We start from the raw sequence: 25,624 nt of genomic DNA on the forward strand, positions 1-25,624 counted from the left end.
TATGCAGAATCGAAAGGTCAAACTTGCCATTCTCGTGGCCTCAATCAACGATAATGCCTCAGAGCATGCATCTATTCCGGTAATGCCAGAGCCTTCCTTCTATCGTGCGCTCAGCATTGCCGGCGAGCAGCTTGGCATGGACGTCTATGTATTTACAGCAGAAGACTTTCAGCAGCATACGGAGTCTCTCGTAGGCTATCGATTGGAGAACGAGCATTTTTCTAAACAGACCGTCCCATTTCCTGACATCATCTATGACCGCTGTTTCTTTACTGAAGCCAATCAGCGAATAAACTGCCGCCGCATTCTCAGTTCCCTTGCTCAAGTTAAGCCTTACCAGCTTCTAAACGGAAAACTTCCTGGGAAGCTCGATGTGTATGAAGCACTCAAAGAAGACCATATGCTGAGCAGGCATTTGCCGCTTACTCTTCCCATGCAAACGACACAGCAGCTTCTTGAGCTCGCCGATCGTTTCCGAGGAGGCATCATTCTTAAGCCTTCCTCAGGGATGCAGGGCAGAGGCATCATCCTTGTGAAGCGCTGCCCGTTTGAGCAATCACTGCTCATAAAAGGTCGAAACCGAAGAAACCATCCCTTCTCGGTCTCCTTTAAGGAGGATTTAGCTTTTGAGCGATGGATTCATCGTTTCATAAGTGGAACCTCCTATTTGATTCAGCCCTATCTGGAGCTTAGCGGCAATGACAACAAACCATTTGATTTACGAGTGCTCATTCAAAAGGATGAGAAGAGCAGATGGTCGATCTCTGGAGCCGCTGTGCGCACAGGGCAAGCGGACTCCTTAACATCCAATCTTCATGGCGGGGGCGGCGCCGTCCCGGCGGCAAAGCTGCTGTCAGCCAAATTTGGCGAGTCAAAATCCGAACGTTTGCTAGAGATGATCCATACAATAAGCAAGCAAACGGCAGAACGACTGGAAAGCAAATTCGGCAGATTTGCCGAGCTCGGTTTAGATTATGGCATTGATCAGAGCGGCCGAATATGGCTGCTCGAAGCGAACTCGAAGCCTGGCCGCTCTTCCTTTGGAATCATAAGCGATCATGAGGCCGAGCGGCTTTCCATTGAAAGACCGCTTCTATATGCACGAATGCTGTCTAGGCGACTATCACCGTCCTTTGTAGCCAATGAATTCGCAAATGGCCGTCGTCATCATTCAAGTTCTGACAACCAATTACGGCCTTTCAACGTTCAGGAGGTTCATCGATGAGTTTGACAACTTGTAACGTACATTTCTCTCAGCAATCGAATAAAATTGTCTATTTATCCAGCCCACTGCTCAAACATCTCAAGCTCTCAGGCAAAAAATCGGTTCACCTCAAGCTGGGCAAAGAGGTAATCGTAGCTGAAATCAAGCCATTGAAGCGGCCGGGCAATCATCTGTATTTATCAACTGCCATCCGTCAATCGATTAAAGTGCCGAAGTCAGGCAACGTTTACGTGCTTAATTCAGGCGATAATGAGGTTCAGCTCGGACCGCTGGTCGGCATACTGAGCGACAATTCGACACGCTCTGAGAGCAATCCTTTTGGTCCGCGTACCGGATTTATCAAGCAAGTCATTAAAACAGGTGAACATAAAGCTTACCTTTTCGGCTTTACACCAAGCGACATCAACTGGCAGCAAGAAACGGTCAATGGCTATTTCCTTAACCCGCAGGGCGGCTGGTACCGCAAAATCGTTCCGCTCCCGGACGTCGTGTACAATCGTCTTCCGAGCCGCAAAGCGGAGACATCTGCATCCATTAATTCACTGCGCGAACGCTTCGTGCGCCGCAAAATCCCATTTTTTAATTGGAGCTTCTTCAACAAGGCCGATGTCTACAAGCTGCTTGATAATGATCCTGAAGCGCTGACTCATTTGCCTGAATCGGTTTCTGGTCCATCTTCCGAAAAAATTAAGGAAATGCTGGAGAAACATCAATTTCTATATTACAAACCTACGGCAGGCAGCCTTGGAGTAGGAATCTACCGATTGACCTATCACCCGAAGCGCGGGTATTTCGCCCGCTATCGCAAGGGCAGCCAAAATGTGCTGCTTCGATTCACGCAATTCAGCAGCTTAATGCGGATGCTTCAGGCGAAGCATGGCAGCAGCTTGAATCATTATGTCGTTCAGCAAGGCATTCGCTTAGTTGAGATCGACAGCTGCCCGCTCGATTTTCGCTTTCACATGCATAAGAACGGCAGCAACGAGTGGGTTCCTGCTGGAATCGGAGCCAAAAAAGCAGGCCGAGGAAGTGTAACTACGCATGTGAAAAACGGCGGCTCGCTCATGACGCCTGAGCAAGCGCTTGGCAAAACATTCGGCACGCAAGCAGATGCCGTTCTTGAGAAAGCAAAGCTGGCTGCGATTAAACTATCAGAAGCGATCGAACGCAACTACCCTCATAGACTTGGTGAGTTGGGACTGGATCTCGGCATTGATAAGGATGGAGAAGTATGGATGTTCGAAGCGAACGCCAAGCCTGGACGATCAATCTTCAAGCATCCGGCGCTTCGCTCTGAGGGCCGCGCTTCGCTATCTTACATCTTAGAGCATTGCTTGTATCTCAGCCGCTTCAAAGATGAGGGAGGTACCAGCTGATGGATAGCTTACTTCCCGATGATGCAGACGTTAGAGAGCAGCGTGCCGGCCGAACCGTATTGGCGATTTTGACGATCGATGATGATGTTCAGCTCTTTCGCGGCAATCGAAGCAATTTTGTCGATTTGATTAGAACGGGTCAATCGATGGGTTTCATCGTTTATGTCCTCACCGTAAAAAACCTGCTTCTGACCAGAAGCAGCTTAAAGGGATATGTCTTCAATGAAGCTGAGGACAGCTGGCAGCAGAGATTGCTGCCCTTTCCCGACGTGATTTACAACCGAATTCCGCTGCGCGAAGATGAGATCCAACCGGCTGTAAGGCAAAAGATCAACGCCTGCCGCAAGCATCCGCGAGTCACGCTGTTTAATCCGGCTTTTTTCAACAAATGGGATTTATTCGAATGGCTTCGTTTATCAAAACTGACCAAACCTTATATCCCATTAACACGAAAACTCGTTTCGGTTACGAGCCTGGAACGCATGATGCGAAAACATTCCTATCTTTATTTAAAGCCAGAAAGCGGAAAAGCAGGTAAAGGCATAATGACGATCAAGGTTCACGCTGAGAAGCAGCTTCCTTATCGGCTAAGAATTCAAGAAAACAAAAAGAGTACGACTTACAATTGCTCCACCCTTCATAAACTTTGGAGTCGTATTCAGAAACAAAGCGGCAATGAGGCCTATATCGCTCAACAAGGCATCAAGCTCGCCTCCTTCCAGGACCGAAGATTTGACCTTCGTGCGCTTGTTCAAAAAAACCAACGAGGGCAATGGGATATTACTGGAATAGGCGCCCGAATTGCAGGCGCATCCAGCATTACGACCCATGTTCCTCGCGGCGGTATGATTGAAGACCCAGAGAAGCTGCTCATTAATTCATTTAATGAAGAGCAGGCGCGTAAACTGCTTATAAAAGCGAAAAATGCAGCCGTTCTTATCGCTAAGCAGATTGAACGCGCCTCAGGCCAGCAGCTCGGCGAAATGTCGTTGGATTTAGGCGTCGACAGCGTAGGGAATATGTGGTTTTTCGAAGCTAATTCTAAGCCTATGAAATTCGACGAGCCTCATATTCGTCAAAAATCGTTAGAGCGCGTATTTCATTATGGAGCTTATTTAGCTAGAACAAAATTAGAAAAAGCAGGAGGCGCATAACGTGGATCTAGAGCTGCTTACACCGGAAGCATGGTTAGCGGAACAAAAAAGACTCATTGGCTTTGCCATTCGCTTCGGAGATAAGCGGCTTGCAGTTTCGACTATTCATGCGCTCCGAAAGCTTGATCCTTCATTACTACAAGATGAAGTGAGCCGTCCATGCGGCGCGGTTGCTGCTGTTGCTAAGCAGGGCAACCGCGTCGTCGGCTTCGGTTTTGCAGAGGACGGCGGCGAGGCTGCGTGCATGGTCGTCGTCCATCCCGAAGCTCGAAGCCTCGGGATTGGCAGTTCACTCGTTCAAGCCATGATTCAACGTTTAGGGAAACTCACTTGCAATGTGGCAACGGACAATACGGCAAGCATGGCTTTATGTTTTCGTTTAGGCATGACAGCCGTTTCCATGCATAGAGGGCCAACAGGCAAACCGACGCTTCGCTTTGAAAGGGGAACCACGAATGAAACAGCCCGTCCTAGGCATCCTGACTCTATATCTCAATGAAGCCGGACATCTGGAGGAACGTTCCATCTATCAGAAAATGACTTCCGCTGGACGAAAGCTGGGACTAAGCGTCTTCGTGTTTACGCCAATGGACGTCAATTATATTAACAACAAAATTCACGCGCAGTTCTACAATCTTGACACACAAACATGGTCACGAAGGTGGACCTCGTTTCCAAATATGATTTATGATCGATGCCGAATCCAACGTACCTACCGCTTTGACCAGCTCAAAAAGTTTCGTGAACGCTATGGACATCTTACGTTCCTTAATCGCCCGCTTCGCAACAAATGGACCATCCATCGCATCCTCTCGAAAGATTCTCGATATAAAAGCTATTTGCCTGCCACGAAGTATGTCACCGATAATCAAGATATTACCGATATGATCCGAAAACATCAGCTTGTTTATCTCAAACCGATTAATGGAACCGGCGGCAGAGGAATTTTGCGAATCGAACGGCGCAAGGATGGTCAGCTTCACATCCAAGGCCGGGATCAATCAAGAAAAATTATACGACCGCAATATATTTCCACTGCAGGTTTAAACAGCTATTTGGCTCCTTGGAATTTGAAAGGCAATCGCTACATCGCCCAGCAGGGCATTCAAATAAAGCTTGCTAGCGGACGTGTGCACGATTATCGGATGCTTGTTCAAAAAAACGGAGAAGGCAATTGGGAAGTTACCGGTTGCGCTGGACGAATCGGGGCATCCGGCAGCATTACCTCTAATTTACACGGCGGCGGCAATGCTGCTACGATGAGCAGCTTGCTCAAGGAATGGCTTCGCGATGATGCGAAGGTCGCGCAGGTTAAGGAAGAGACAGAGAAGCTGGGGGTCGGCATTGCCGCTTACTTAGAGCAAAATTACGGCAGACTTTGTGAGCTTGCTCTCGATTTGGCAATTGATCGAAAAGGCGGGATCTGGCTGCTGGAGGTAAATCCGAAGCCAGCTAGGGAAGTATTTGCACAGGCTGGAGAGAAAGAGGTTTATCGCAATGCGATTATTAGACCTCTGGAATATGCCATCTGGCTATATAACCAGAAGAAGCGAAAGAAAGGTAAAGAGAAGCAGGCTGCCGTATCAGATGCCCGTGTGGATGAGAACTTCATTTCTGATAAGGAGCTGTGATGCGGCTGAGCATTTGAAATCCATAGCAAAAAAACACACCTGTTAGGGCGGCGCCATCTCTTGGCCTCCCTAACAGGTGTGTTTTTATTCAAACTGCTTATTATTGTTCCAATAAAGGCAGGAGCTCGCGGAAATCATTAATCAGTACATCCGCTCCCTCAATTTCTGAAGCACGACCATATGTAGCATACGCACAGCCGATCGTTTGAAGACCGTTGCCTTTGCCCGCTTCCACATCCGAAGAGCGGTCTCCTACCATCCAAGCCGATTGGATATTGTGATCCTTAAGCAGGCGAGCAACTAAGTCGACTTTGGTTGAAGTCTCATATTCTCCCGCACTGTATAAGCCGTCAAATAGAGGCGCAATGCCTTTGAATTCAGCAACGCCCTTCACATATTCCTCAAGCCCATTGCTGGCTACAAACAGCTTAATCCCACGTGAATGCAGCTCACGCAGCGTTTCCTCGACAAATGGGTACAGCTGGCCTTCGCCTCTTTCCAAGCCTTCGCGCTCGTACTGAAGCAGCAAGACATCAGCCCGCTTCCGAGCAGCCTCTGTACTATCTGGCATAACCTGCCGCCAAATATCCTCCAGCAGCATGCCTAAGCAGCTTAGCAGCCGTTCTACAGGCGGCGTTTCATGCTCGTAAAGCCCTTCTTCCCTTAGCGTCTCAAAAACGCGGTGGTGAACAGGCACCAGCAATTTATCCGTTTCAAACAACGTTCCATCCATATCAAATATGACAGCCTCAGGCTTTCGCAGCTTATGTATGCCCATAGTTGAAACCTCCTTCAAAGTCTGCTCTTATCATAACGGAATATAGGAAATGATCGCAAGGCTTGATGAAGGTTAACCGTTAATCACTTGCTTCGTTGACGACAGAGATTCTTTAGTCAATTTCGCCTATGCATAGCGGAAGACTGCAGCGCTATTCTTGCCAGCGCATAAGGGCCAAGATAAGCGCCGCTTATTAAAAAAACGAAATTTTTGAGTACACGATGCACTTCCGTCATAAACACCGTATCATCCATGAGAGTCTGTGTTATGGCATCCGCTGCGGTTACAAAAAATAAAAAGATGGCCGTAACCGCAAGCCCATCCAAAACTCGACTGACTGTTCCACTCAATCGACTCAACCAGCCCATGAGAACGGCGCCAACAGCTAATGCCGCACCAATTAATATCATCATTTGCCATCACCTCTTGTGATAGGTTCGGTCATTTGATGCATACTTAAACCTCACATTTTTGGATGGAATGAGATTATAGCGAATAAAAGCGACCAAGCTTGTTTACATATGATAAAGAAGTCCAATAAAAGTAACATTTTGGAGGAATGCTGTATGAAAAATCTTATTCGCTGGTTAAATGCTGCCGGTCTCGCCGCCGTGCTTGCAGTTAATGGACTTGCACAGTGGCTTCCTATCAACGGGAAAACGACTGGAGAAATATCCGCTAAGTACCCTGTGCTTATCACTCCTGCGCCATATGCCTTCTCCATTTGGTCTATTATTTATTTGCTGCTGATTGGTTTCGTCATTTATCAGTTCAAGCCACGTGCTGGCAAAAGCAAAAATGTACAGAACATCGGCCCATGGTTCATCATAAGCTGCCTGTTCAACGTCGCTTGGATTCTCCTGTGGCACTATGAGAAACTAACCAGCAGCGTATTCATTATGTTCGCTCTGCTGATCTCGCTAATCGTTATTTATAGCGCAATTCGAAAGGATAAGCAGCCTCCTGCTCCTATGGAACAATGGCTTGTACGGCTGCCTTTCAGCATTTACTTAGGTTGGATCTGCGTAGCTTCTATTGTAAATGCAGCTGTCGTTTTGTACGCTGCCGAGTGGAATGGCTTTGGTTTATCTGATGCTGCTTGGACTATTACTTTATTGATTGCAGCCAGTTTGCTTGCTGTTGTCATCGGTTTTAGGTTTGTGGACCCTGCCTTTGTTCTAGTGTTTGTTTGGTCGTTTATTGCTATTGCCGTAAAGCAGGATCAGCAGCCCGAGGTTAGTCTCTCAGCCAGCATCGCTGCTGCTATCTTAATGATTGCTGCCATTGTTATTTGGGTTCAGGCAAGGAAAGGAAAGCAGTTGCATATTGAAAAATAGAACCGGATATGTCACACTGTTTGATGTGTGTGAGGACGAAAGCCTCCTTGCAGGAAAGGACGTGACGGTTCACGTATGATAAAATGGCTGCTTCGTTCCATGACAGAATTAAGCTCGCGCAAATGGATATCTCGCATAACAGGAAAATTCGCTCAATCGGCTGCCAGCCGTCGATTTATTTCCCGTTTTGCTGCGACATATGGCATTAAAACTGAGGAAGCTGAGAAACCTCTAGCCCAATATAAAACGTTAAACGAGTTTTTTACGCGGCGATTAAAACCCGGTCTGCGTGATGTGCATGCAGATGAGGACTCGCTTGTCAGTCCTGTTGATGCTCTCATAACCGGAGCTGGGCCAATAAGCAGCGGCACGATTGTTAACGTAAAGGGGCAGGACTATACGATTGAGGAGCTTCTTAATCGGTCTCCGCGAACTTCCAATTATATGAACGGCTATTATTTCGTTCTTTATTTGAGCCCAACCGATTACCATCGTATACATACGCCAGTCAGCGGTCGTGTTGTAGAGCGTGAGCATATTGAAGGAAAAGTTTATCCGGTTAATGACTTTGGTCTTCGCCATATGCGCAGAGTGCTTAGCCGCAACGAGCGGCTGATTACCTATATGCAGCATCATGCAGGGGAAACGGCCGTTGTCAAAGTTGGCGCAATGAACGTAAGCAGTATTCAGTACGTACAGCCCCTTAAGGAAGAAATGCTCAAGGGTGAAGAGCTCGCCTACTTTGAATTCGGTTCTACTGTAGTGCTGCTGCTTGAAGATGGAACCTTTACTCCGCGTGACAACCACATGCTTGGATCGAAGGTGCATATGGGTGAGAAGCTCGGATCACTCCACGAAAACTAACTGAAGCAGACTTAGCTCAAAACGAAAAACCCCAAATTTCTCAGCGATGAGTGAATTCGGGGTTTTTCGTTTATTAGCCTATCTGATCTCCGAGGGGCTTCGCCCCGTATACTGCTTAAACTGCCTGCTGAAAAAAAAGATGTCCCGATAGCCGAGTGCATCTGCTACCTCGGTCACATTCATCCCGGCGTGCATGAGCAAATGCTGCGCCCGTTCAATTCTCGTGCGAATCATGTAGGTTTGCACTGACATGCCGATCAGCTCTTTGAATTTCATTGAAAAATATCGGGGCGACAGCTGCGCCCGCATCGCTAGATCCTCTACACGGTGCGCAATGCTTGGATTTTGCCGAACAAAGTTTGCCACCTCATGAATGGCCTCTGTCAATTGATTGCTTGCCTTCTTCTCGACTGGCAGCTGCTTGTCCTCTCTAAGCAAATGAATCATCAGCTGCTTAAGAACAAGCTGCGCCTCCTCTTCCGCTGCATACGTTTTTACAAGAAACAGCCTTACATAGCGTGAGAGCATATATTCAAAGTCGACCGTGTCATTCAATTGCCTATACCGGCTCGGCACAGCATCTATCGTTTCATTAATGGCAAAGTGAATATAGGATAATACGAGCGGACGCTGCGGGTTATGAGTGGAGCTTGTGTAGTCGCCCGGACGAAACAAGAAGCAGCTTCCCGGACCAACCTCATAGTGAGTACCGTTGACTTCAACTTCCCCTTCTCCGCTCCAAACATAAAATAAATCAAAATTGGCCATCGGCTTCTCGCGTCTAGCCCATCTCCAACCCGGCTCACATACGATTTTGGCAAACGCAGGTAACAGGATGAACGAATTAGGCGAAATGTGCAGCATAAGGAAACCTCCTGTACAAATCTATGCCGTCATCATACAACAGGGAGAAACTATTGCGCAAGCCACATGAAGTTACGAAAAAATTTGCTTTGTGAATGGTTTCCATCTCAAAAAAAATGTTATAATAGCACCCGACAAGAATAAACGGCTAACGCCTAATTATACTACATTCAAATGAATGATTTCGGAAGGATGGAATAAAGTCCATGAACCCACTTGCTCAGCAATTAAACGAGACGTTACAAGCAGAAAGCCCTAACGTTTATGCGATGTTGTCAGACTTAGGCAAAGCGATTTATTTCCCGAAGGAGGGCATTCTCAGTCAGTCCGCCGAAGCGAAAACGAAAGCAACTAAATTTAATGCTACTATTGGAATTGCAACAGAAGGCGGACAACCGATGCACCTGAAGGTCATCCAAGATACCCTCTCTGCTTACAATCCGAAAGATATATATGAATATGCGCCTCCTGCAGGAAAGCCTGAGCTTCGTGCTGCTTGGCGTACAAAAATGATCAAAGACAACCCATCCCTTGAATCAAAGGGCTTTGGTACGCCAGTCGTTACAAATGCATTGACCCACGGTCTTAGCATTGTAGCTGACCTTTTCGCTAATGCGGGTGACGCTGTAATCATCCCTAATAAAAACTGGGAAAACTACGAATTGACATTCGGTATCCGCCGCGGTGCTGAAATTGTAGAATACCCGCTGTATAACGACCAAACTCGCTTCAACAGCGCTGGCCTTCGCGAAGCCTTGCTGGCTCAAAAGGACAAAGGGAAAGCCATCGTTGTGCTGAACTTTCCGAACAACCCTACTGGCTACACGCCTGGTCCACAGGAAGGCGATGAAATCATCGCTGCCATTCACGACGCAGCGGAAGCTGGCATCAATGTAGTTGTTGTAACAGACGATGCTTATTTTGGTTTATTTTTCGAAGATTCCATGCAAGAATCACTGTTCTCCAAGCTTGCTGATCTGCATCCGCGTGTGCTTGCCGTTAAAGTTGACGGTGCGACCAAAGAAGAGTACGTATGGGGCTTCCGCGTAGGCTTCATTACGTATGGTTCAACTTCTGCGGCTACTTTGAATGCGTTGGAGCAAAAAACAATTGGTATCATTCGTGCTACGATTTCCAGCGGCCCGCATCCATCACAAACATTCGTATTGCGCGCTTTGACTTCACCTGAATTCGAAGCTCAAAAAGCGGAGAAATACGATATTATGAAACGCCGCGCCAATCGCGTAAAATCGTTGCTCGACAGCGGCCGTTATGGCGATGTATGGGGCTATTACCCATTCAACTCCGGCTACTTTATGTGTCTAACACTAAGCGGCGTTACAGCTGAGTCCGTACGTGCACATCTGTTGAACCAATACGGAATCGGTACGATTGCTCTAGGTGAAACAGATCTTCGCGTTGCTTTCTCTTGCATCGAGGAAGAAAATCTTGAAGAGCTGTTCGATACGATTTTCAAAGCGGTTAACGATTTGATTGCTCAAAAAGTATAATAAACACTCGCACTTCATTCGCGAATAATTGCAAAGAACCCCTGAGTCAGCATTTCTTTACGAATGCTTCTCTCAGGGGTTCTTTTTTGTATTCCGTCTGCCCTGCTTAGTCTTCATCCTCATCTTTCGCAAGCTTCTTGCGCAAACGCGCTGGACGAATGGCGATATACATGGCGGCAAGTACAATAGCTATGAGCGAAGGGACGTAAACGCCGCCCGCCAAAGCCAGCGGCAAAGCAACAAACAGCCACAGCAGCAGCGTGCACAGCACCATCGCCAAACGATCGATTTTCAAATATTGCTCGATTCGCTGTTTTTCCGGCAACGGGTACACATGCTTCCAAACCGAATAACGATGGATATGACGCAAGCCGCCTAATTGAACAGCAATGAGCCCCATAAAAATAAAAAATACGAGAACACTGCCATAACCAGATAGCGATACGGCTTCAGCAAACCAATAGGTGATGAGGCAGCCGAGAATAAGCAGCCTTAGTATAATTCCGCCCATCTCGGTTCTAAGCATAGATGCCGTATAGAGATAAACGAATGTATTGCGATTCGAATACGGTATCGTGCGCAGAATCCAGCTTAAATATGATCTTCTTGCAATACTCGATGGGAGTGTAGGTACATCGATAAACAATCCAAAAAAAACATAATACCGTTTGCGTGTCCTTGCTTCCTCTTCAATCAGCCTCTCCCAAGGAAAAGGATGTTTTGTTGGAAGACGATAAAGCAGCATAGACAATATACCGATGAGCAGCGTAAACCCCGCAGCCTGCCAAGCGGTACAAGTAAGCCAAGCAGCCAGCGTTAATGCTGTCATTGCCCAGCGCAGCACACGCATGAGACGTCGCATGCCAGCCCAAGTCATTCGGCGCTCTTTCCATGCTCCCCATACATTGCCCGCCTTCAGAGCGGCAGCCACGACTGCAAGAAGCAATGCTCCGTTAATGGCTGGGCCTTGGTTATAGATCGGCAAATAAAGAAGAAACACAATGGCAGCTAGTATCGAACAAGCAATTAAAGTATGACGAAACGATAAGCGCAAATAACCGGCCATCTCTGCCTCACGCGGCATCATAAAGACGACGTCTCCGGCCGCAAGCCACGTACGAAGCGGACTCCAACACAACACCAACGTTAATGCAATAACACCAACAGTCGCAAAGGGAAAGCTGGCTGGCATATGACGAATTAAATTTATGTATCCAATCGTAGAGGAGATCAAGATTAATGACATAAAAGCTGGGAAGCCGCTTTGCCCCATATACCGAAAATAAGGCAAGGTTTCCCCGCGGAATGCCTTTGCTCTTTGCTGCCACATCAGCTCCAGCTTGCTAATATTGCTCATCAAAGATTGCCCCCAGTAACGAGCTTATAGAAGGCATCCTCCAGAGAACCGCTGCGCATGTCCATGCCTGCTGCTTGTCTAATATCATCGAGCGTGCCGATCGCAACGATTTTACCGTGGTGCATGACGATAAAACGATCGCAATATGCTTCCACAGTTGAGAGGATATGCGAGCTCATAAGGATGGCTGCTCCCTTTTGTTTTACTTCAACCAGCCGCTCCAGCAAGGAACGAATGCCAAGCGGGTCAAGCCCTAGAAAAGGCTCATCGATGATGTACAGCGGCGGCTCAGCGAGCAGCGCGTTCATAATCATGACCTTTTGTTTCATGCCTTTGGATAAGTGGGCCGCAAAGGCTTTACGCTTTGGCGTCATTTGGAACTGCTTCAGCAGCTCGTCCTCACGATCACCATACTGCTTGTCCTTTACGCTATAGGCCATCCCCGTTAAGCGCAAGTGCTCCTCAACGGTCAGCTCATCAAATAGAACCGGCGTCTCCGGCACATAAGCAAATGCGCTTCTGTAACGCTCCGTTTCTTCCTCCAGCGTAACGCCATCAACCTTTACTTCCCCCGCCTGCGGCTTCATTAAACCTAAAATATGCTTAATGGTCGTGCTTTTTCCAGCGCCATTCAGACCGATTAATCCTACCATCTCGCCCGCTTTTACCTCAAAGGAGATATCATGCAGTACTGGTCTTCGTGGGCTGTAACCGCCGATTAAACCATTCACCTGTAAAATAGAATCCATCCTATCACCTTCAACTATGTAAATTAGTTTATCTAGTAAACAGCATACCGAATTATCGGACTAATATCAAAGAAAGCAATGATTTGTGTACAAAAGCAAGAAGCATGCACAAAAACGAAAAAAAATGGGCAGCCATTGGCCGCCCATTCTTTAAACACTATGATTTGCGTTCATATCGTATTACTTTGAAAGCAGATTATAAAGCACTTGTGCCACTTGAGCTCTCGTAGAAACATCTTTAGGGCTCAGCTTTGAATTGTTCCCCGTAATGATGCCGCCCTCAACTAGCACCTTGAAAGCGTCGGTTGCATAGCTTGCAATTTGAGCGGAATCACTGAAGCTGGACACCGCAACATTTGTCTCTGCTTTAGGCAATTCACCTAACACTTCAAGTGCACGATACAAAAGTGTAAATAGATCTTGACGTGTAATTTTGCTATTAGGGTCAAACGTATTGCCTTCTACACCTTTCGTAATACCCAGGCGCTTAGCAGCTCCCAAGTAATTCGTATAGTAGGTATTCCCTGCATCATCAAAATTAGCTGTTTCTTTCTCATTTGGCTCGATGCCGTATGCTCTCAATAACAAGACGATGAATTGGCCTCTCGTCACTGTCGCATTCGGGCTGTAATGGTCCTCGTCTGTACCCGTTGTAATGCTTCTTGCCGCAAGGAATAAAGCGGCATCCTTATACCAAGCTGCATCCGATACATCTTTAAAGCTTACTTTATTGTATCCTACAATGTACTGGGAGAAATGTGTCGTAACAAAGTTTACCGTTCCTGTACCCGCATTGTATTTCCCGCGGATCGTTTCCAAGCTGCCGGAATCCGTTACATAGTAGACCACTACAGCATTTGGATCTTCTCCGGCTTTTAAAGTATAAGGCACACTAACTTGCACATTGCTGCCGCCAAAGCTTGTAAGCTGGGTAGTTCCTGCGAATACGGAGAAATCATAAACCGGTCTGTCACCCAAAGCTTCCTTGCCCTCGTCAGTCAGCTCTACTTTCGTAATAATAATGCTGATGTCACCTGCTTCAGCCGAATTGCTGATGCTTTCGATTGCTTTTGCATCAAAAACGACAGTGCCAACGCCAAGATTGGCCTTCACACCCGCATTTGTGCTAGATGCTACTTCATTAAACGATTTTCTAGGAATGCTCAGCTCTACAGATTTAGTTTGAGCTGTAGCTTCAACCTTAAGCTCAACGACAGAGGTTTTGCCTGCTGCTTCCGCTTTCTTAGCAAGCTCAACCAGGCTTGTAATAGAAGCTGCGGTTGCTTTCGCTACGGTTGCTCCTGTCGCAGCATCGGTTGTTGCTGTTATCGTTGCTGTTGGTGCTGTACCATCATTATCTCCGCCTGCTGGAGGTGTAGGTGTTGGCGTTGGATTTGGGCCATTGTTTCCACCGCTTGGAGGGGATACATAATTAGGTACAATGACATCTAGCACTGCGCCGGCATTATAGCCTTCCTTAGCTGCAAACCTCACGTTGTAAGTGCCTGATGATAAACCAGTAATAGATGGCGCTGTAGCCGCTTGATAGGACTCAGCTCCTGACAGCTTGTATTCAAGTGCTGTCGTTGTTCCTGTAATTTGTCCATCATTATTAGCTGAAGAGGTTGGAGCTACACCCGTCAAGCCTGATGGTTCCGGCTGCTCTTGTAGAGCAAACGCTTTGATAACGATATCAATTGCTGGGCTTGCACTGAATCCAGGTTTAGCTGCAAATCTGATATTGTAGGTGCCTGCTGCGAGACCAGTGATCGCTGGTTCTGTTGCCGCTTGATAAGCATCCGTTCCATCTAATCTGTATTCTAGAGCTGCAGTCGTTCCTGTAATTTGTCCATCGTTATTAGCAATCGTTGTCGGTGATACGCCYGTTAAGCCAGTCGGCGCTTCTTGCGCTTCCTCGCCGTAAGCCGGAATAACAACCTCTACTTTAGGGCTCGGGCGATATCCTTCTTTTGCCGCGTAACGAACATCATAAGTACCGTAAACAAGATCTGTAACAGACGGTTCTGTTGCACGAATATAATCGGACAACGAATTAGACAACTTGTATTCAAGCGCTGTCGTTGTTCCAGTAATTTTACCGTCATTGTTAGCTGCCGTCGTTGGTGCAACGCCTGCCAGCCCTGTTGGTGCAGCTTGGTCTTGAATAAAGGATGGAACCACTACGTTTACAGCTTCGCCCGCTTTGTACGAAACAGCTGCGGGAATTCCTGCTGTATGAGGACCATTGTATCCAAGCTTGGATGAATATCTAACATTGTAAGTACCTGGCACTAAGTTAGTTATTGCATCACCAGTTACAGCCTTGTAATCCGTTTCACTTTCAAGCTTGTATTCCAGCACTTTGCCTTTCGTTCCTGTAATTTGACCATCATTTTCATCGGATGAGGTTGGTTTAACCGCTGTCAGCCCTGTAGGTTTGGCCTCAACTCTTGCGAATAGGCTGTTCAAAGCATTCGTATAGTTATTGTAATTCACACCAGTAAGCCCGCTGCTTACATAATCAGGTTGAATATTGGTCCAAGAATACATCAATTCAATATGCCCAAGAATCGGAGCTCTGTTGCCATCAGCATCCTTGTTGTCTTTGTTATATTGAAAGAGGTAAGGAACCTGAGCTTTGCTTGCGATTACTTCTACGCCGTTCTCATTCGTATACTTTACATTGTTGCTTGCTTTAACATATTGTGTTTTGATATCAGGCAAATATTTGTTAATCAAATCTACATACAGATTGGCATTTGGATGATTCGTATCTCTCGTTTGAAAGAATATGCCGTTATGCGGGTCAGCGTTCGGGTCTTTATTAAGATCCAGGATCGAAATTCCCGAATCCAGCTTGGTGTCCCAGAAATAAACTTTATCAATGTTATTTTTTTTCGCATATTCGTTAATAAACTTAATGGCTGCTTGTGTATTCGGGCACCAAGAGCCGCCGAACAAGATCGTATAATTCCCTTCGCTCTCGAGAATCTTCGTCAATTGGTGATAGGTTACATGTTCAAATACGAGCTCGCCATCCGATTCGTCAAAAATAATCGTTTCTTTTTTGTTGATGATTGATCCGTTTCTATTGAAAGCTGCTTTGATAGAATTCGAACGGTTAATCGTATCAAATGAAGTGATTCCTTCAAATACTTGACTCACTTTTGCTTTGTAAGCATCTACTTTGCCCGTGTCCAAAACACCATTTGTTAAATAATCGTTCCATACATTCGTTGATGCCAAAGAGGAAACAATTTTCTTTTTGTTATACACAAACAAGAATGGTGCTTCAATTTTTTTCGCTGAGCCTTCTGAAATTACTGTGCCCTTGCTGTCTTTTTTCGTATAGCTAACGATATCTCCTGCTGGAAGTACTTCATCGAGGTTCGTTAAATATTTTTTGACCAGCTCGACATACGCTTCTGCAAAATCAAAAGTGTTGTTGCCGACTTTGATTTCTTTCGTTTGCGTTTCCGCAATTTCTAGTGATTTCCCATCTAACCTCGTATCAAAGTTATAGATGGTTTTTACGCCATATTGCTTCGCCACCTGATTAATAAAGCCAATATTCGCTTGTGTTTTATCGCTCCAAGCTCCGCCAAACAACACAACATACGTGCCTTCGCTGTCAAAGAGATTAATAATATCTTCATACGTTACCGTTTGAAGAATATGGTTCTCATCATCCAAATGATCATACACATTATTAAAATAGTTATAATGGCTGGCGCCGCTATTTACTAGAGTTTCCGAAGCTGGATTGGCATTAACGATATTGGCAGCCGGCAAAATTAATAACGCAGCCAATATAAGAGCTAACCATCTTTTGGATGTATTAAATTGTAATTTCATGTTCATTCCTCGTTTTCATCAAATTTTGTCGATGTGCCAAGTGTGAAATATGTATTCTCCACTAGTCGCTTCAAGATCTCGTGCAGGGAGCCGGTCATAAGAGACTGATCTGCCTCTTATGACCACCCCCATTTCATAACTCATAAATACGTATTTCTTGTTTCTAGCAGATTTCTTCTTCCGTCGTCGATGGTGCTGGCTGTTGACCTTCGGAAGACGAAGATGATGATGAAGAGGATGAAGCAGGAGCCTCTGAGGATGATGGTGCTTTCGGCTGTACCGCATCTTTTTTCACGAATGAGACCGATTTAGATGGTTTCTTTTCTTCTTTCGCAGCTGGCTCCGCTGGTTTCGATTGTGTTTCTTCTTTCGCAGCAGGTGCTGCTGCTTTTGGTTCTTCTTTTACAACGGCTGCTGCTTTAGGCTGGCTTTCTTCTTTTACAGTCGTTGCTGCTTTAGGCTGGGCAGCTTCTTTCGGCTGTGTTGCTGTTTTTTCAACCGATGTATTTGCTTTAGCCGCAGGCTCTTCCTTTGCTGCTGCCGCTTTAGCTGCAGGCGCCTCTTCCTTCTTATCTACAGCAAGAGTAACTTTGGATTTATCTTCTTGTTTCGCATCTGCTTTTTCTGCTTCAGGTTTATTTGCCTCTATCGTGTCCGCCGTTTTTGTTTGTGGTTGTTTTTCGCCTTCTGCTGCAGCTGTGTTTACTTCTGATTTTTTCTCTGTGTCAGAAACGGTAATGATTTTGGATTGATTCTCTTCCTTTGCTTCGGTAACAATTGCAGCGTTGTCCTTCACCGCAGGCGCACCTTGCGCCTGTTTGGCAGATACGACAACATAGGTTAGGGCTGAGAAGGCTACTGTTGCAGAAATTAATGTTAGTGTTAGTTTTTTCATGATTGTAAACATCCCTTTCGCTTCGCTCTTTGAGCTTTTTTGTTTTTTTGGATAAAAAAAGGAGACCCAACAAGGCGCAGAACTGCGCTCCTATTGAATCTCTGGTGGTCCAGTAGATTATCTTCTTTTGTCATCCTACAAAATGGTTTTTCAACTCACTTTGAATATATTCCTATATTATTCCTCAGAAACGACCCTGTCAACGATTATTTAAATTTTTCCCATCGTTTTTGTCGGAATTAATTATATAGACACTAAAACGTCTGATTTTTATTTATTATTTTAAATTCCACCTTACGATCATCGGTATGAATAAACTTCACAAGCAATGAAATTTTATGATCTGCGTTTATGCTGCTCCAGTAAAATCGAGCCGTTTCATCCATTGAATCAAATAAAGGAACCTCCAGCGGTTCACCTTCAAAAGATCTCAAAATACCATTTTCTTCACCTTTATAAGTGTGAATGCAATGACCTATCCCTTTTGTAAAAGAGTCGTAATGAAAGAAATGACGGATGCAAAATGACGGATCGTTTTGCCTTGTTTTCAAAATGGACAAGCTGTACACAGCTGATTCAGTATCAATAATACCGGAAATACGCGGTGTATAATGGGGAGCATCCGGTTCAAACTTTCTGCTTTTTAATGCATCTTCAAACGTTTCTTTTTTGCCATAAGCTTCATAGATGGTTTCCGTCTGATCTCCATTGGAAATGATGTCCATCCCATTAATACTCTTTATCGGATTATAAATAATCAATGAAGGGTCTTCCATTTTTGCCGCATCATATGCTCTATTTTTTACAAACTGCTCCTTACGCTCAAAGATTCGGTTGCGACTGTTCACGCTTCTGCCCATTATCCAATACACTTGAGCAAAATGTTTTCCTGACGGGCTCATCCCCATGATTATCGTTCTACCAGGATACGGATTATTAAATAACTGATCTTCATAGGACTGCAACATACTCACCTCAACCTTTTTATTTTATCTGAAAATAAAAAAAGCATTTGATCATTGATCAAATACTTTGCCCAGGCGTACGACATATGAAATAGGTGCTCCCTCGTGGTCATCCACGTTTACGCCAGTTGCACCTACCTAAAATTTACATTTATTATAGTTCGATATCGCCAATGAAATCAAGCTCATTTACAGACGAACTATGAAAGTTAACGCGTATATTTTCTAACGAACTGTATCGTGCATATTATGCAGAAAACAAAGCGCTGCTGGATTCGCAAGCTGGTATTTTGATTGTTGAGCAATGGAAAAAGGGCTGTTCCAAAAGTAGAAAAATCTACTTTCAGGACAGCCCTTCTCTTATTTATACCTTATTTCACTTCAATTGATTTAACTGCGCCATTGTCGCCTTTTACTTGTACATATTGACCAACCTTCAGCTGCGAGGAGTCACCTGTGATGACTACACTTGGGTCAATGCTGAATGTAGTGACAACTGCCTGTGAGTTTTCATATCGAGTAATGAGAGAAACCGTCGTCAATTTCGCCTGATTGTTGAACGTTAATGTATTAATAATTCCGTTCTCCGAGAAAGCTGTACTAACAGGAGCCGACTTCGTTACTTCAATAAATACGATACGATTGAGATACGTACGAACGAGTATCTCATCCCCTGCTCGGAGTGAGCTCACTGGCGATTTTTTATCATCTCGGAAAATAAACACATTCGAGTCTAATGCTAGTGAAACCTCCGTGTTATCTCCTTTAACAACCGTCAACTTGCCATCAGCAGGAGCTGCTTTTAGCTTGCCAGTAATGGCTTGTGCATCATGATTAGGCATTTCCGTATCTGTACGATCGAGAAGCGCTGCCAGCTCTGCACGGGTTACTGGTTGATTTGGACGGAACGTTTTTCCATTCTTATCATTGTAGCCGGTAATAATGCCTTTCTTCAAAGCAAGAGCAACATAACCTACAGATCCAGCAGGGATCTCTTTTGCATCCTTAAAGTCAAGCTTCGTATTATTGAGCGCCTTCGCTTCGTCTTCCAGTTTAAGCGCTTTTACGAGAAGAATCGTAGACCATAGTCTTGTTGCGTTTGCTTCCGGTTTCACTTCCGATTCAGTCTCAGAGAATAGATCGTTCTCCAGCGCTACTGCAACGTAACCAACAGCCCATGGGTATTTTTTTGCGATTTTATCCCCGTCATTAAATTGCAAATCCGTTTTCATTTTATCAGCTGATTCCGCTTGTGAGCGAAGACCCATCAATCTGACAGCAGCAGTCAACGTTTCAATACGGTTGATTTTTTGATTAGGCTTAAATGTACCATCCTCGTAGCCAGTAAATACGCCCTTCGACGCTAACCGCATAATGTATTCCATAGCCCACTTCAGATCGTCTTCATCTTGGAACTGCCATGTTACTTTATGTTTATCGTCCTTGTCATACTTGTCATCCTTGTCCTCATGACGGCCTTTATCATCATTACGATCGCCATCATGCCCTTTGCCTTTACCGCCATCTGCAAAAGCTGACGTCGCACCGCCTGCAAGCATTAGCAGCGCAAGCGAAGAAATTGCTGTCTTTTTCCACATGGTTTGTTTCATCAAGAAAGCCACACTCCTTTTTCGATTGCGGGTTTTGCCGCATTTTTTACCTTCGCCCATACGTTTCGGGAGAGGCAGATCGATTTAAGAGGGTGGCTTTCAAAATAAATTTTTATGATTGTTCCTTATCGGCCTCGCGTTTAGCTTTAAGCCACTTAGGAGCACCTTTGTTTTTACCTTCGCGCTTTCGCTCCACTTTCTTAGGAGCAGGCTTCGCTGCTGGCTTTGGTTTCGGCGGAGCAGCTACTGCTTTCGTCTCTACAAGCTTCGTTTGTTTCGGAGCAGCAGCTGCACTTTTGTTCTCTACAGCTCGCTTCGTTTGCAACGCTTCTGAGCGATCTGCAAGCTTCGCTTCATGACGAGCCGCAAACGGTTTTGTTGCTTCTCGCAGCTCTTCCTCGCTAAGAAGCTTTCCTCTGAACATTGTCCGTTCTGTCAATTCGATGCCCAGCTGCTTGCGGAATTTCTCCATAATAAACAGCTCCTGCGGCGTAACAATGGAAACGACTGTACCAGGACGTCCCATACGGCCCGTTCGTCCTGCACGATGCACGTAATGATCCGCATCCGATGCAGGATCAAGCTGAATGACGAGCGGCAGACCTTCAATATCAAGGCCTCTAGCCGCAACATCCGTAGCTAGCAGCAGTTGGCAGCGACCCTCGCGAAAACGAGTCAATGTTGCTGCACGGCGCTGTTTATCCGCATCCCCATACAAAGCCTCAACAGTAAAGCCTTCATAGCTTAGCTTCGATTCCCAGTTGGAAATGTTGTCGGTATCATTTAGGAAAAGCAGCGCAGAGGTTGGGTTCAGCAAGCGAACAAGTCTTCTTGCCGTATCGGTTTTATCACGCTTATCGCTAACGATAAAATAATTATCGATCGTTTGTGATACGGTATGCTCCGGCGTAACCTGAATACGTTCCGGGTTTTTCATCCAGCGTCCTTCAAAACGAGCCATTTGATCCGGATATGTCGCGGAGAAAAAAGCAATTTGGTGCTCTTTACCGACACTATGCAAAATGATCTCGACCTCTTTTGTCGAGCCGAGCTGAAATACTTGATCCGCTTCATCAACTACAACATTTTTCACATCATTCAGCTTGAGCTTGCGCAGCTTAAGCAATTCGTGAATTCGCCCTGGTGTACCAATAACCAGCTGCGGGCGCAGCTTCAATTTCTCCACCTGCCGCTTTAATGCTGCTCCGCCAATCAATTGCTGAACGCGAATGTTCAGCGGCTCCGCGTACACTTCTGCTACACGAACAATTTGCATCGCGAGCTCCTGTGTTGGAGCCAAAATAATCGCTTGAATCGCGCTTGAATGCGAATTCAGCTTCTGAAGAAGCGGCAACAAATACGCAAGCGTTTTACCTGTACCCGTCTGCGACCTCGCTGAAACGTCGCTTCCTCCAAGCAATATCGGAATCGTATTTGCCTGTACATCCGTTGGTTCAATAATTCCATTTGCTGTGAGCTTATCCGACAGCAGTTCATTAATTCCTATTTCATACCATGTGTGCTTACTCATTTTTAATCCTCTCTCATTTAAACCTTTATTTTCGATTTAACATACCGCCGAATAGCCGATCAATGGTTCGCGGCAGCAATTGGTACAGTTTAATACCAAAAGCTGCGGTTTTCGGCAGGTCAAGCTCGGCTTTTCTCCGCTCGATTAAACGAATGATTTTTTTGACTACATATTCTGGCTTCATCATAAACCAATTAACATTTTTAACGTAAGAGCCGGAAGGATCAGCCAGCGAGAAAAAAGGCGTATCAATTGGACCTGGATTAACCGCAGATACCTGAATTCCCTGCTCCCGAAGCTCCATGCGAAGCGCATTAGTAAAGCCAAGCACAGCATGCTTTGTGGCTGTGTAGCTGGTTGATTTGGCAGTGCCTATTTTGCCTGCTAAAGATGCTATGTTTACAATATGTCCGCTTCCTTGCTTCACCATATGAGGAACAACTGCCTTCGTGCAGCGTACGATGCCTAGGTAGTTCGTGTCCATCATTTGCTCAAAGCTTTCCACATTCATGCTCATAAAATTCTCGAATTTGCCGTAGCCAGCGTTGTTCAGCAATACATCTATTTTACCATATTCCGCAATGACAGCTTCTACTGTTCGCTTCACCTGTTCATTATCGGTCACGTCCATCTGATAGAACGAGCTTTTCCCCTTTATTGCAGCGGAAATCTCCTTTAGCTTCGAGATGTTGCGTCCAGTCAAAACTGGGATCGCCCCCCGCTCAGCCAGCATTTTAGCCATTAACGCTCCGATTCCGCTTGATGCACCGGAGATGAAAATCACTTTGCCTCTTAACATCCATCATCACCCATTTACAATTTTACTTGATTGGTATTGCAGACGCAAAAAAAGCTCCCTAAGGAGCCATTTCTATGCTAAGATGCGATTAAAACTTGGATGTCGAGTTCTCCAATGCCTTCCATTATCAGTGGAATCGTCAACGCTTTTTGTGCGGTGAAGCCAGCTGACTGAGCAGACTGGATAACCTTCGGCGGTGTAATATCTACTCTCACCCCTTGATTAAACAGCATCGTACTCGCATTTCCGCTAATCATATTGCCAAGCTCAGAAATAGCACTCTTCACGATTTCGTCGATTTCAGAAATTACGTATCCGCCCATCATCGCAGAAACCATTTTCATAGCTACCTCTTCGCTAAGCCCGAATACAATGTCACCGTTCATCTGTCCGTTGAGCCCAATTTGAATCCAAATATAGTTCTCTACAAACTTGATATCCTTGAGACCTAGTTCTCCAGTCGCTGGACGTATTTGAACGACTTGCTCAATCACGATTTTTGCAGATTCAAGAAACGGGTTAATGTACTCTGCCTTCATAATGAAGATACGCTCCTTTTCGACAAAATTCGCGCTTTGTCTTGTTTAATTTATATTATACTTAATTCACTAGGACAAGTATACTATAAATAAAATATATGTATCTTTAGAACTATATTTTAAAACGAAATCTGTAGAATATTGATAGGAATGGAGGTCCTCTTCTATGCCTAACGTATGGGCTCACTTCATTTTTGGACAACTTGTATTCGAGCGGCTTGGCGAATGCRCACTAATTGAATCAGATGAGAAAAAAAATATATTTAACATGGGATGCCAAGGACCTGACTTTTTGTTCTATCATCGTTTTTTCCCTTGGCAGCGCAGCCTAGCCTTAAATCGTTTAGGAACGGAAATGCATAATCGCAATTGCGGACCGGTACTTGTCGAAATGCTGGATAGTGTCGTCGGCAGACCCGCCTGCCCTAAACGTCCTGATTCTTCTATCCTATACACACTAGGATTCGTATTGCATCACATACTTGATCGTAATCTTCATCCTTATGTATTTAGCAAATCAGGCTTTCGCAAATGGGATCATCAACGTTTTGAAATTATGATGGATACGATAATAGCGCGTGAGCTTTGGGGTATTGAAACGTGGAAAACTCCAGTCTGGAAGCATATCGATACGAAGGGAGCATTTCCTGCACCCATAGTGGACGCTTTCGAGTCGATTGCTGCCCTTTATTATGAAGAGCTTGCCCCGCTCATTAAACGTGAGGATTGGAACCAAGCGAATCGTGATTTCACTGCCGCGCAGCGTTTATTTCATGATCCGACTGGCATACGAAAAATACTAACATTTGGGCAAATCGAGCCTTTTACTTATAAAAGAGGGGCTATGCCCTTTGACGTATTAAATGTAGAAGAGCAGCCTTGGCTTGATCCTGTGGACGGCGCCACCTATCACAATGAGAGCGTTTGGCAGCTATGGAATCAAGCGTTAGATGATGCTGTTGAGGTTGTAAGCGCTATCCTCATTTGGCTAAGAGCCTATGAGCAGCCGCAGTTTACAAAAGAGGAGCGTTATCATGTACGTCTCCTGCGAGAAGATGCCATCGCCCTTATAGACAATCGTTCCTATGAAACTGGACTTCATTGCGACTTTAATAGTACGATCCGTTTTGCAGACACGGTTTGGACTGACCAAATCGGAATTATGAAGGCTCCTTGAGTAATGAAGGAGCCTTCTCCTGTCTTTCTTTTCCCCCAAAAAAAATTATACAGCCTTGCTTGTCAGGCTTCTTCTAAAACGCAGCCTTATGAGCCTCAAGCGCTCATAAAGGACATCAACAGGCTTATTCAACTGCGAAGCTTCCAAAGTGCCATATACTTGCTGCAATACCGGCTTCAAATATTTATCGCCGACCAGCGAGAGAGCATCCCAGACCAGCTGCTGCTCATCATCTGGCATCTCAACGAGCTCCCGCGTAATCAGTGATTCCATATCGTAACCCTCTTGTTCTAATTGCTCGATTCGATCCATTAATTCGCGCCTTGACAGCTCTAGCTCCACGCCAAGCTGTTCAAGCGATCCACCCTGCTGTACCGCCGTCAAAATATGTTTTTTTGCCTGCTGGCGATCCATCTGAGATTTATATTTTGTTTCCTTTTGTTTATAAAGCCACTGCGTATAGGCGATTGAGTCTAATTTGTCACTTACCCATTGCAGCGGAAACTCGGTATCACGGTTAGCCTCACTTGTAATCTCCAGCACTTCTAATCCATAGGATGCATGCTTGGCGCTTCCCCAACCGGGAATTTGTGCTAATTCATCTGCCGTCTTCGGAACGAAGGCGCTGATCATCCACAACATGCGATTAGTAGCGACAAGATAAGCCGAACGCTTCTCAGCAATCGCTTTCGTACGCCGCCATTCACGAAGCTTCTGAAAAAGTTCTTGATTGGCATGAATCTCTCCGTAGCATTGAAGCATAGTTACGAAGCTGCCAGTTGTAGAACGGCGATCGTCCAGCATGCCATCGATAATAGGCGCGTACCCTTCCCCCATGACCCTTGCAATGCCATGACGGAATGCCACAATCATTTCCTCCCATGACGTTCCTTCAAACCAAGTGATCGGATCTTCGCTCTCCTCATTCAGCTCCACCCACAGCACTGCCCAAATGCCTTGATTCTCACAGATAGATAGCTGCGCGCTATCAATGCGCTGGCCTTCTCCAAGCTTCTCGAACGTGTTCAAAAATACGATTTGCATGTTTCTCATTCCTCCAATAAATAGATGTGGTCGCGAATCGGTTGAAGGCAAGGAAAGCGTCCGAACAATTAGGGAGAATGTCGGAAAACAACAAAAAGCACCTCCTCTGCCTGCGGCAAAGGAGGTGCTTCCTCACGTTTAATGATTCGATTGCTTTCATGCTATCATATTGATTTCTTTATTACAAGCATTTTGTTGTTGCAAAATCATGCTCTCAAACTTCCTTAATAAGACCAAACCTTTAATAATTACAGTACTCTATAAACTTTATAGGGTAGGAACTCTGAACGATACAAGGTAAAGTTTTGGTGAAGTCAATTTCTCAGGCATTTCCATGCAGTAAAAATTTAATATAAGGGGAGT

22 protein-coding genes and 1 riboswitch are annotated in these 25,624 nt (G+C 45.4%); of the genes, 9 read left to right on the forward strand and 13 right to left on the reverse strand.

All coding sequences use genetic code 11. The features are described from left to right. Position 1 precedes the first annotated feature (1 nt). Genes AC1DPK_RS16560 through AC1DPK_RS16580 form a run of 5 tightly spaced genes read left to right on the forward strand, consistent with a single transcriptional unit; the run spans position 2 to position 5,386 of the window. Entirely contained in the window at positions 2-1,225 is a 1,224-nt protein-coding gene (locus tag AC1DPK_RS16560) for a YheC/YheD family endospore coat-associated protein (protein WP_477511012.1), read from the forward strand. Beyond that, entirely contained in the window at positions 1,222-2,601 is a 1,380-nt protein-coding gene (locus tag AC1DPK_RS16565) for a YheC/YheD family endospore coat-associated protein (RefSeq protein ID WP_441875610.1), read from the forward strand. The genes AC1DPK_RS16560 and AC1DPK_RS16565 overlap by 4 nt, the downstream gene beginning before the upstream one ends. Then, complete coding sequence (locus AC1DPK_RS16570) at positions 2,601-3,755, forward strand: YheC/YheD family endospore coat-associated protein (RefSeq protein ID WP_441875607.1); 1,155 nt, start codon at positions 2,601-2,603, stop codon at positions 3,753-3,755. The genes AC1DPK_RS16565 and AC1DPK_RS16570 overlap by 1 nt, the downstream gene beginning before the upstream one ends. Before the next feature lies 1 nt (position 3,756). Next, entirely contained in the window at positions 3,757-4,254 is a 498-nt protein-coding gene (locus AC1DPK_RS16575; RefSeq protein ID WP_477511013.1) for a GNAT family N-acetyltransferase, read from the forward strand. Next, positions 4,211-5,386: a YheC/YheD family endospore coat-associated protein gene (locus AC1DPK_RS16580; RefSeq protein WP_441875601.1), complete on the forward strand. Its 1,176-nt coding sequence runs from the start codon at positions 4,211-4,213 to the stop codon at positions 5,384-5,386. The genes AC1DPK_RS16575 and AC1DPK_RS16580 overlap by 44 nt, the downstream gene beginning before the upstream one ends. Positions 5,387-5,486: 100 nt before the next feature. On the opposite strand, the gene AC1DPK_RS16585 is transcribed toward AC1DPK_RS16580, so the two are convergent. Then, on the reverse strand, positions 5,487-6,164 hold the full coding sequence (locus AC1DPK_RS16585; RefSeq protein ID WP_477511014.1) for an HAD family hydrolase: 678 nt from the start codon (positions 6,162-6,164) through the stop codon (positions 5,487-5,489). A 116-nt stretch (positions 6,165-6,280) separates the two neighbouring features. Beyond that, the gene (locus AC1DPK_RS16590; RefSeq protein WP_477511015.1) at positions 6,281-6,577 is read right to left on the reverse strand and encodes a hypothetical protein; all 297 of its coding nucleotides are present in this window, start codon (positions 6,575-6,577) and stop codon (positions 6,281-6,283) included. Between the two features lie 153 nt (positions 6,578-6,730). On the opposite strand from AC1DPK_RS16590, the gene AC1DPK_RS16595 reads away from it, so the two are divergent. Continuing rightward, positions 6,731-7,501 carry a TspO/MBR family protein gene (locus AC1DPK_RS16595; protein ID WP_477511016.1) on the forward strand — a complete coding sequence of 257 codons (771 nt, stop codon included), beginning with the start codon at positions 6,731-6,733 and terminating at the stop codon, positions 7,499-7,501. A gap of 75 nt (positions 7,502-7,576) precedes the next feature. Further along, a complete protein-coding gene (gene asd / locus AC1DPK_RS16600; RefSeq protein ID WP_477511017.1) occupies positions 7,577-8,365 on the forward strand; it encodes an archaetidylserine decarboxylase in 789 nt (262 codons plus the stop codon). A gap of 78 nt (positions 8,366-8,443) precedes the next feature. Here asd and AC1DPK_RS16605 read toward each other — a convergent pair whose 3' ends face one another. Next, on the reverse strand, positions 8,444-9,229 hold the full coding sequence (locus AC1DPK_RS16605) for a helix-turn-helix domain-containing protein (RefSeq protein WP_076267819.1): 786 nt from the start codon (positions 9,227-9,229) through the stop codon (positions 8,444-8,446). A 206-nt stretch (positions 9,230-9,435) separates the two neighbouring features. On the opposite strand from AC1DPK_RS16605, the gene AC1DPK_RS16610 reads away from it, so the two are divergent. After that, positions 9,436-10,740: an aminotransferase class I/II-fold pyridoxal phosphate-dependent enzyme gene (locus tag AC1DPK_RS16610; RefSeq protein WP_076267820.1), complete on the forward strand. Its 1,305-nt coding sequence runs from the start codon at positions 9,436-9,438 to the stop codon at positions 10,738-10,740. A gap of 106 nt (positions 10,741-10,846) precedes the next feature. Here the strand turns inward: AC1DPK_RS16610 and AC1DPK_RS16615 are convergent, their stop codons facing one another. The 9 genes from AC1DPK_RS16615 to AC1DPK_RS16655 form a co-directional block, all read right to left on the reverse strand. Continuing rightward, the gene (locus tag AC1DPK_RS16615) at positions 10,847-12,097 is read right to left on the reverse strand and encodes an ABC transporter permease (protein WP_477511018.1); all 1,251 of its coding nucleotides are present in this window, start codon (positions 12,095-12,097) and stop codon (positions 10,847-10,849) included. Next, positions 12,097-12,846 (reverse strand): ABC transporter ATP-binding protein, encoded by a 750-nt coding sequence (locus AC1DPK_RS16620; RefSeq protein WP_477511019.1) that lies wholly within the window; start codon positions 12,844-12,846, stop codon positions 12,097-12,099. The genes AC1DPK_RS16615 and AC1DPK_RS16620 overlap by 1 nt, the downstream gene beginning before the upstream one ends. A gap of 180 nt (positions 12,847-13,026) precedes the next feature. Then, the gene (locus tag AC1DPK_RS16625) at positions 13,027-16,701 is read right to left on the reverse strand and encodes an S-layer homology domain-containing protein (RefSeq protein WP_477511020.1); all 3,675 of its coding nucleotides are present in this window, start codon (positions 16,699-16,701) and stop codon (positions 13,027-13,029) included. Positions 16,702-16,864: 163 nt separating this feature from the next. Next, entirely contained in the window at positions 16,865-17,596 is a 732-nt protein-coding gene (locus AC1DPK_RS16630) for a hypothetical protein (RefSeq protein ID WP_477511021.1), read from the reverse strand. Between the two features lie 254 nt (positions 17,597-17,850). After that, positions 17,851-18,564, reverse strand: coding sequence for an IMP cyclohydrolase (locus AC1DPK_RS16635; RefSeq protein WP_477511022.1), 714 nt, complete (start codon positions 18,562-18,564; stop codon positions 17,851-17,853). A gap of 59 nt (positions 18,565-18,623) precedes the next feature. Next, a riboswitch (ZMP/ZTP riboswitch) is annotated at positions 18,624-18,703 on the reverse strand. A gap of 229 nt (positions 18,704-18,932) precedes the next feature. Beyond that, positions 18,933-20,171 (reverse strand): S-layer homology domain-containing protein, encoded by a 1,239-nt coding sequence (locus AC1DPK_RS16640; RefSeq protein WP_477511054.1) that lies wholly within the window; start codon positions 20,169-20,171, stop codon positions 18,933-18,935. Between the two features lie 112 nt (positions 20,172-20,283). Then, positions 20,284-21,702: a DEAD/DEAH box helicase gene (locus AC1DPK_RS16645; protein ID WP_477511023.1), complete on the reverse strand. Its 1,419-nt coding sequence runs from the start codon at positions 21,700-21,702 to the stop codon at positions 20,284-20,286. Positions 21,703-21,727: 25 nt separating this feature from the next. Beyond that, positions 21,728-22,501: an SDR family NAD(P)-dependent oxidoreductase gene (locus AC1DPK_RS16650; protein ID WP_076267828.1), complete on the reverse strand. Its 774-nt coding sequence runs from the start codon at positions 22,499-22,501 to the stop codon at positions 21,728-21,730. 77 nt (positions 22,502-22,578) lie between these two features. Beyond that, complete coding sequence (locus AC1DPK_RS16655) at positions 22,579-23,040, reverse strand: chemotaxis protein CheX (RefSeq protein ID WP_054028542.1); 462 nt, start codon at positions 23,038-23,040, stop codon at positions 22,579-22,581. 166 nt (positions 23,041-23,206) lie between these two features. Between AC1DPK_RS16655 and AC1DPK_RS16660 the strand changes: the two genes are divergently transcribed. Beyond that, positions 23,207-24,217, forward strand: a complete 1,011-nt coding sequence (locus tag AC1DPK_RS16660; protein WP_477511024.1) for a zinc dependent phospholipase C family protein — start codon at positions 23,207-23,209, stop codon at positions 24,215-24,217. A gap of 45 nt (positions 24,218-24,262) precedes the next feature. On the opposite strand, the gene AC1DPK_RS16665 is transcribed toward AC1DPK_RS16660, so the two are convergent. Next, complete coding sequence (locus AC1DPK_RS16665) at positions 24,263-25,261, reverse strand: HRDC domain-containing protein (protein ID WP_475447306.1); 999 nt, start codon at positions 25,259-25,261, stop codon at positions 24,263-24,265. Positions 25,262-25,624: the final 363 nt, after the last annotated feature.

It is taken from the genome of Paenibacillus sp. 01T424, from assembly GCF_056398745.1.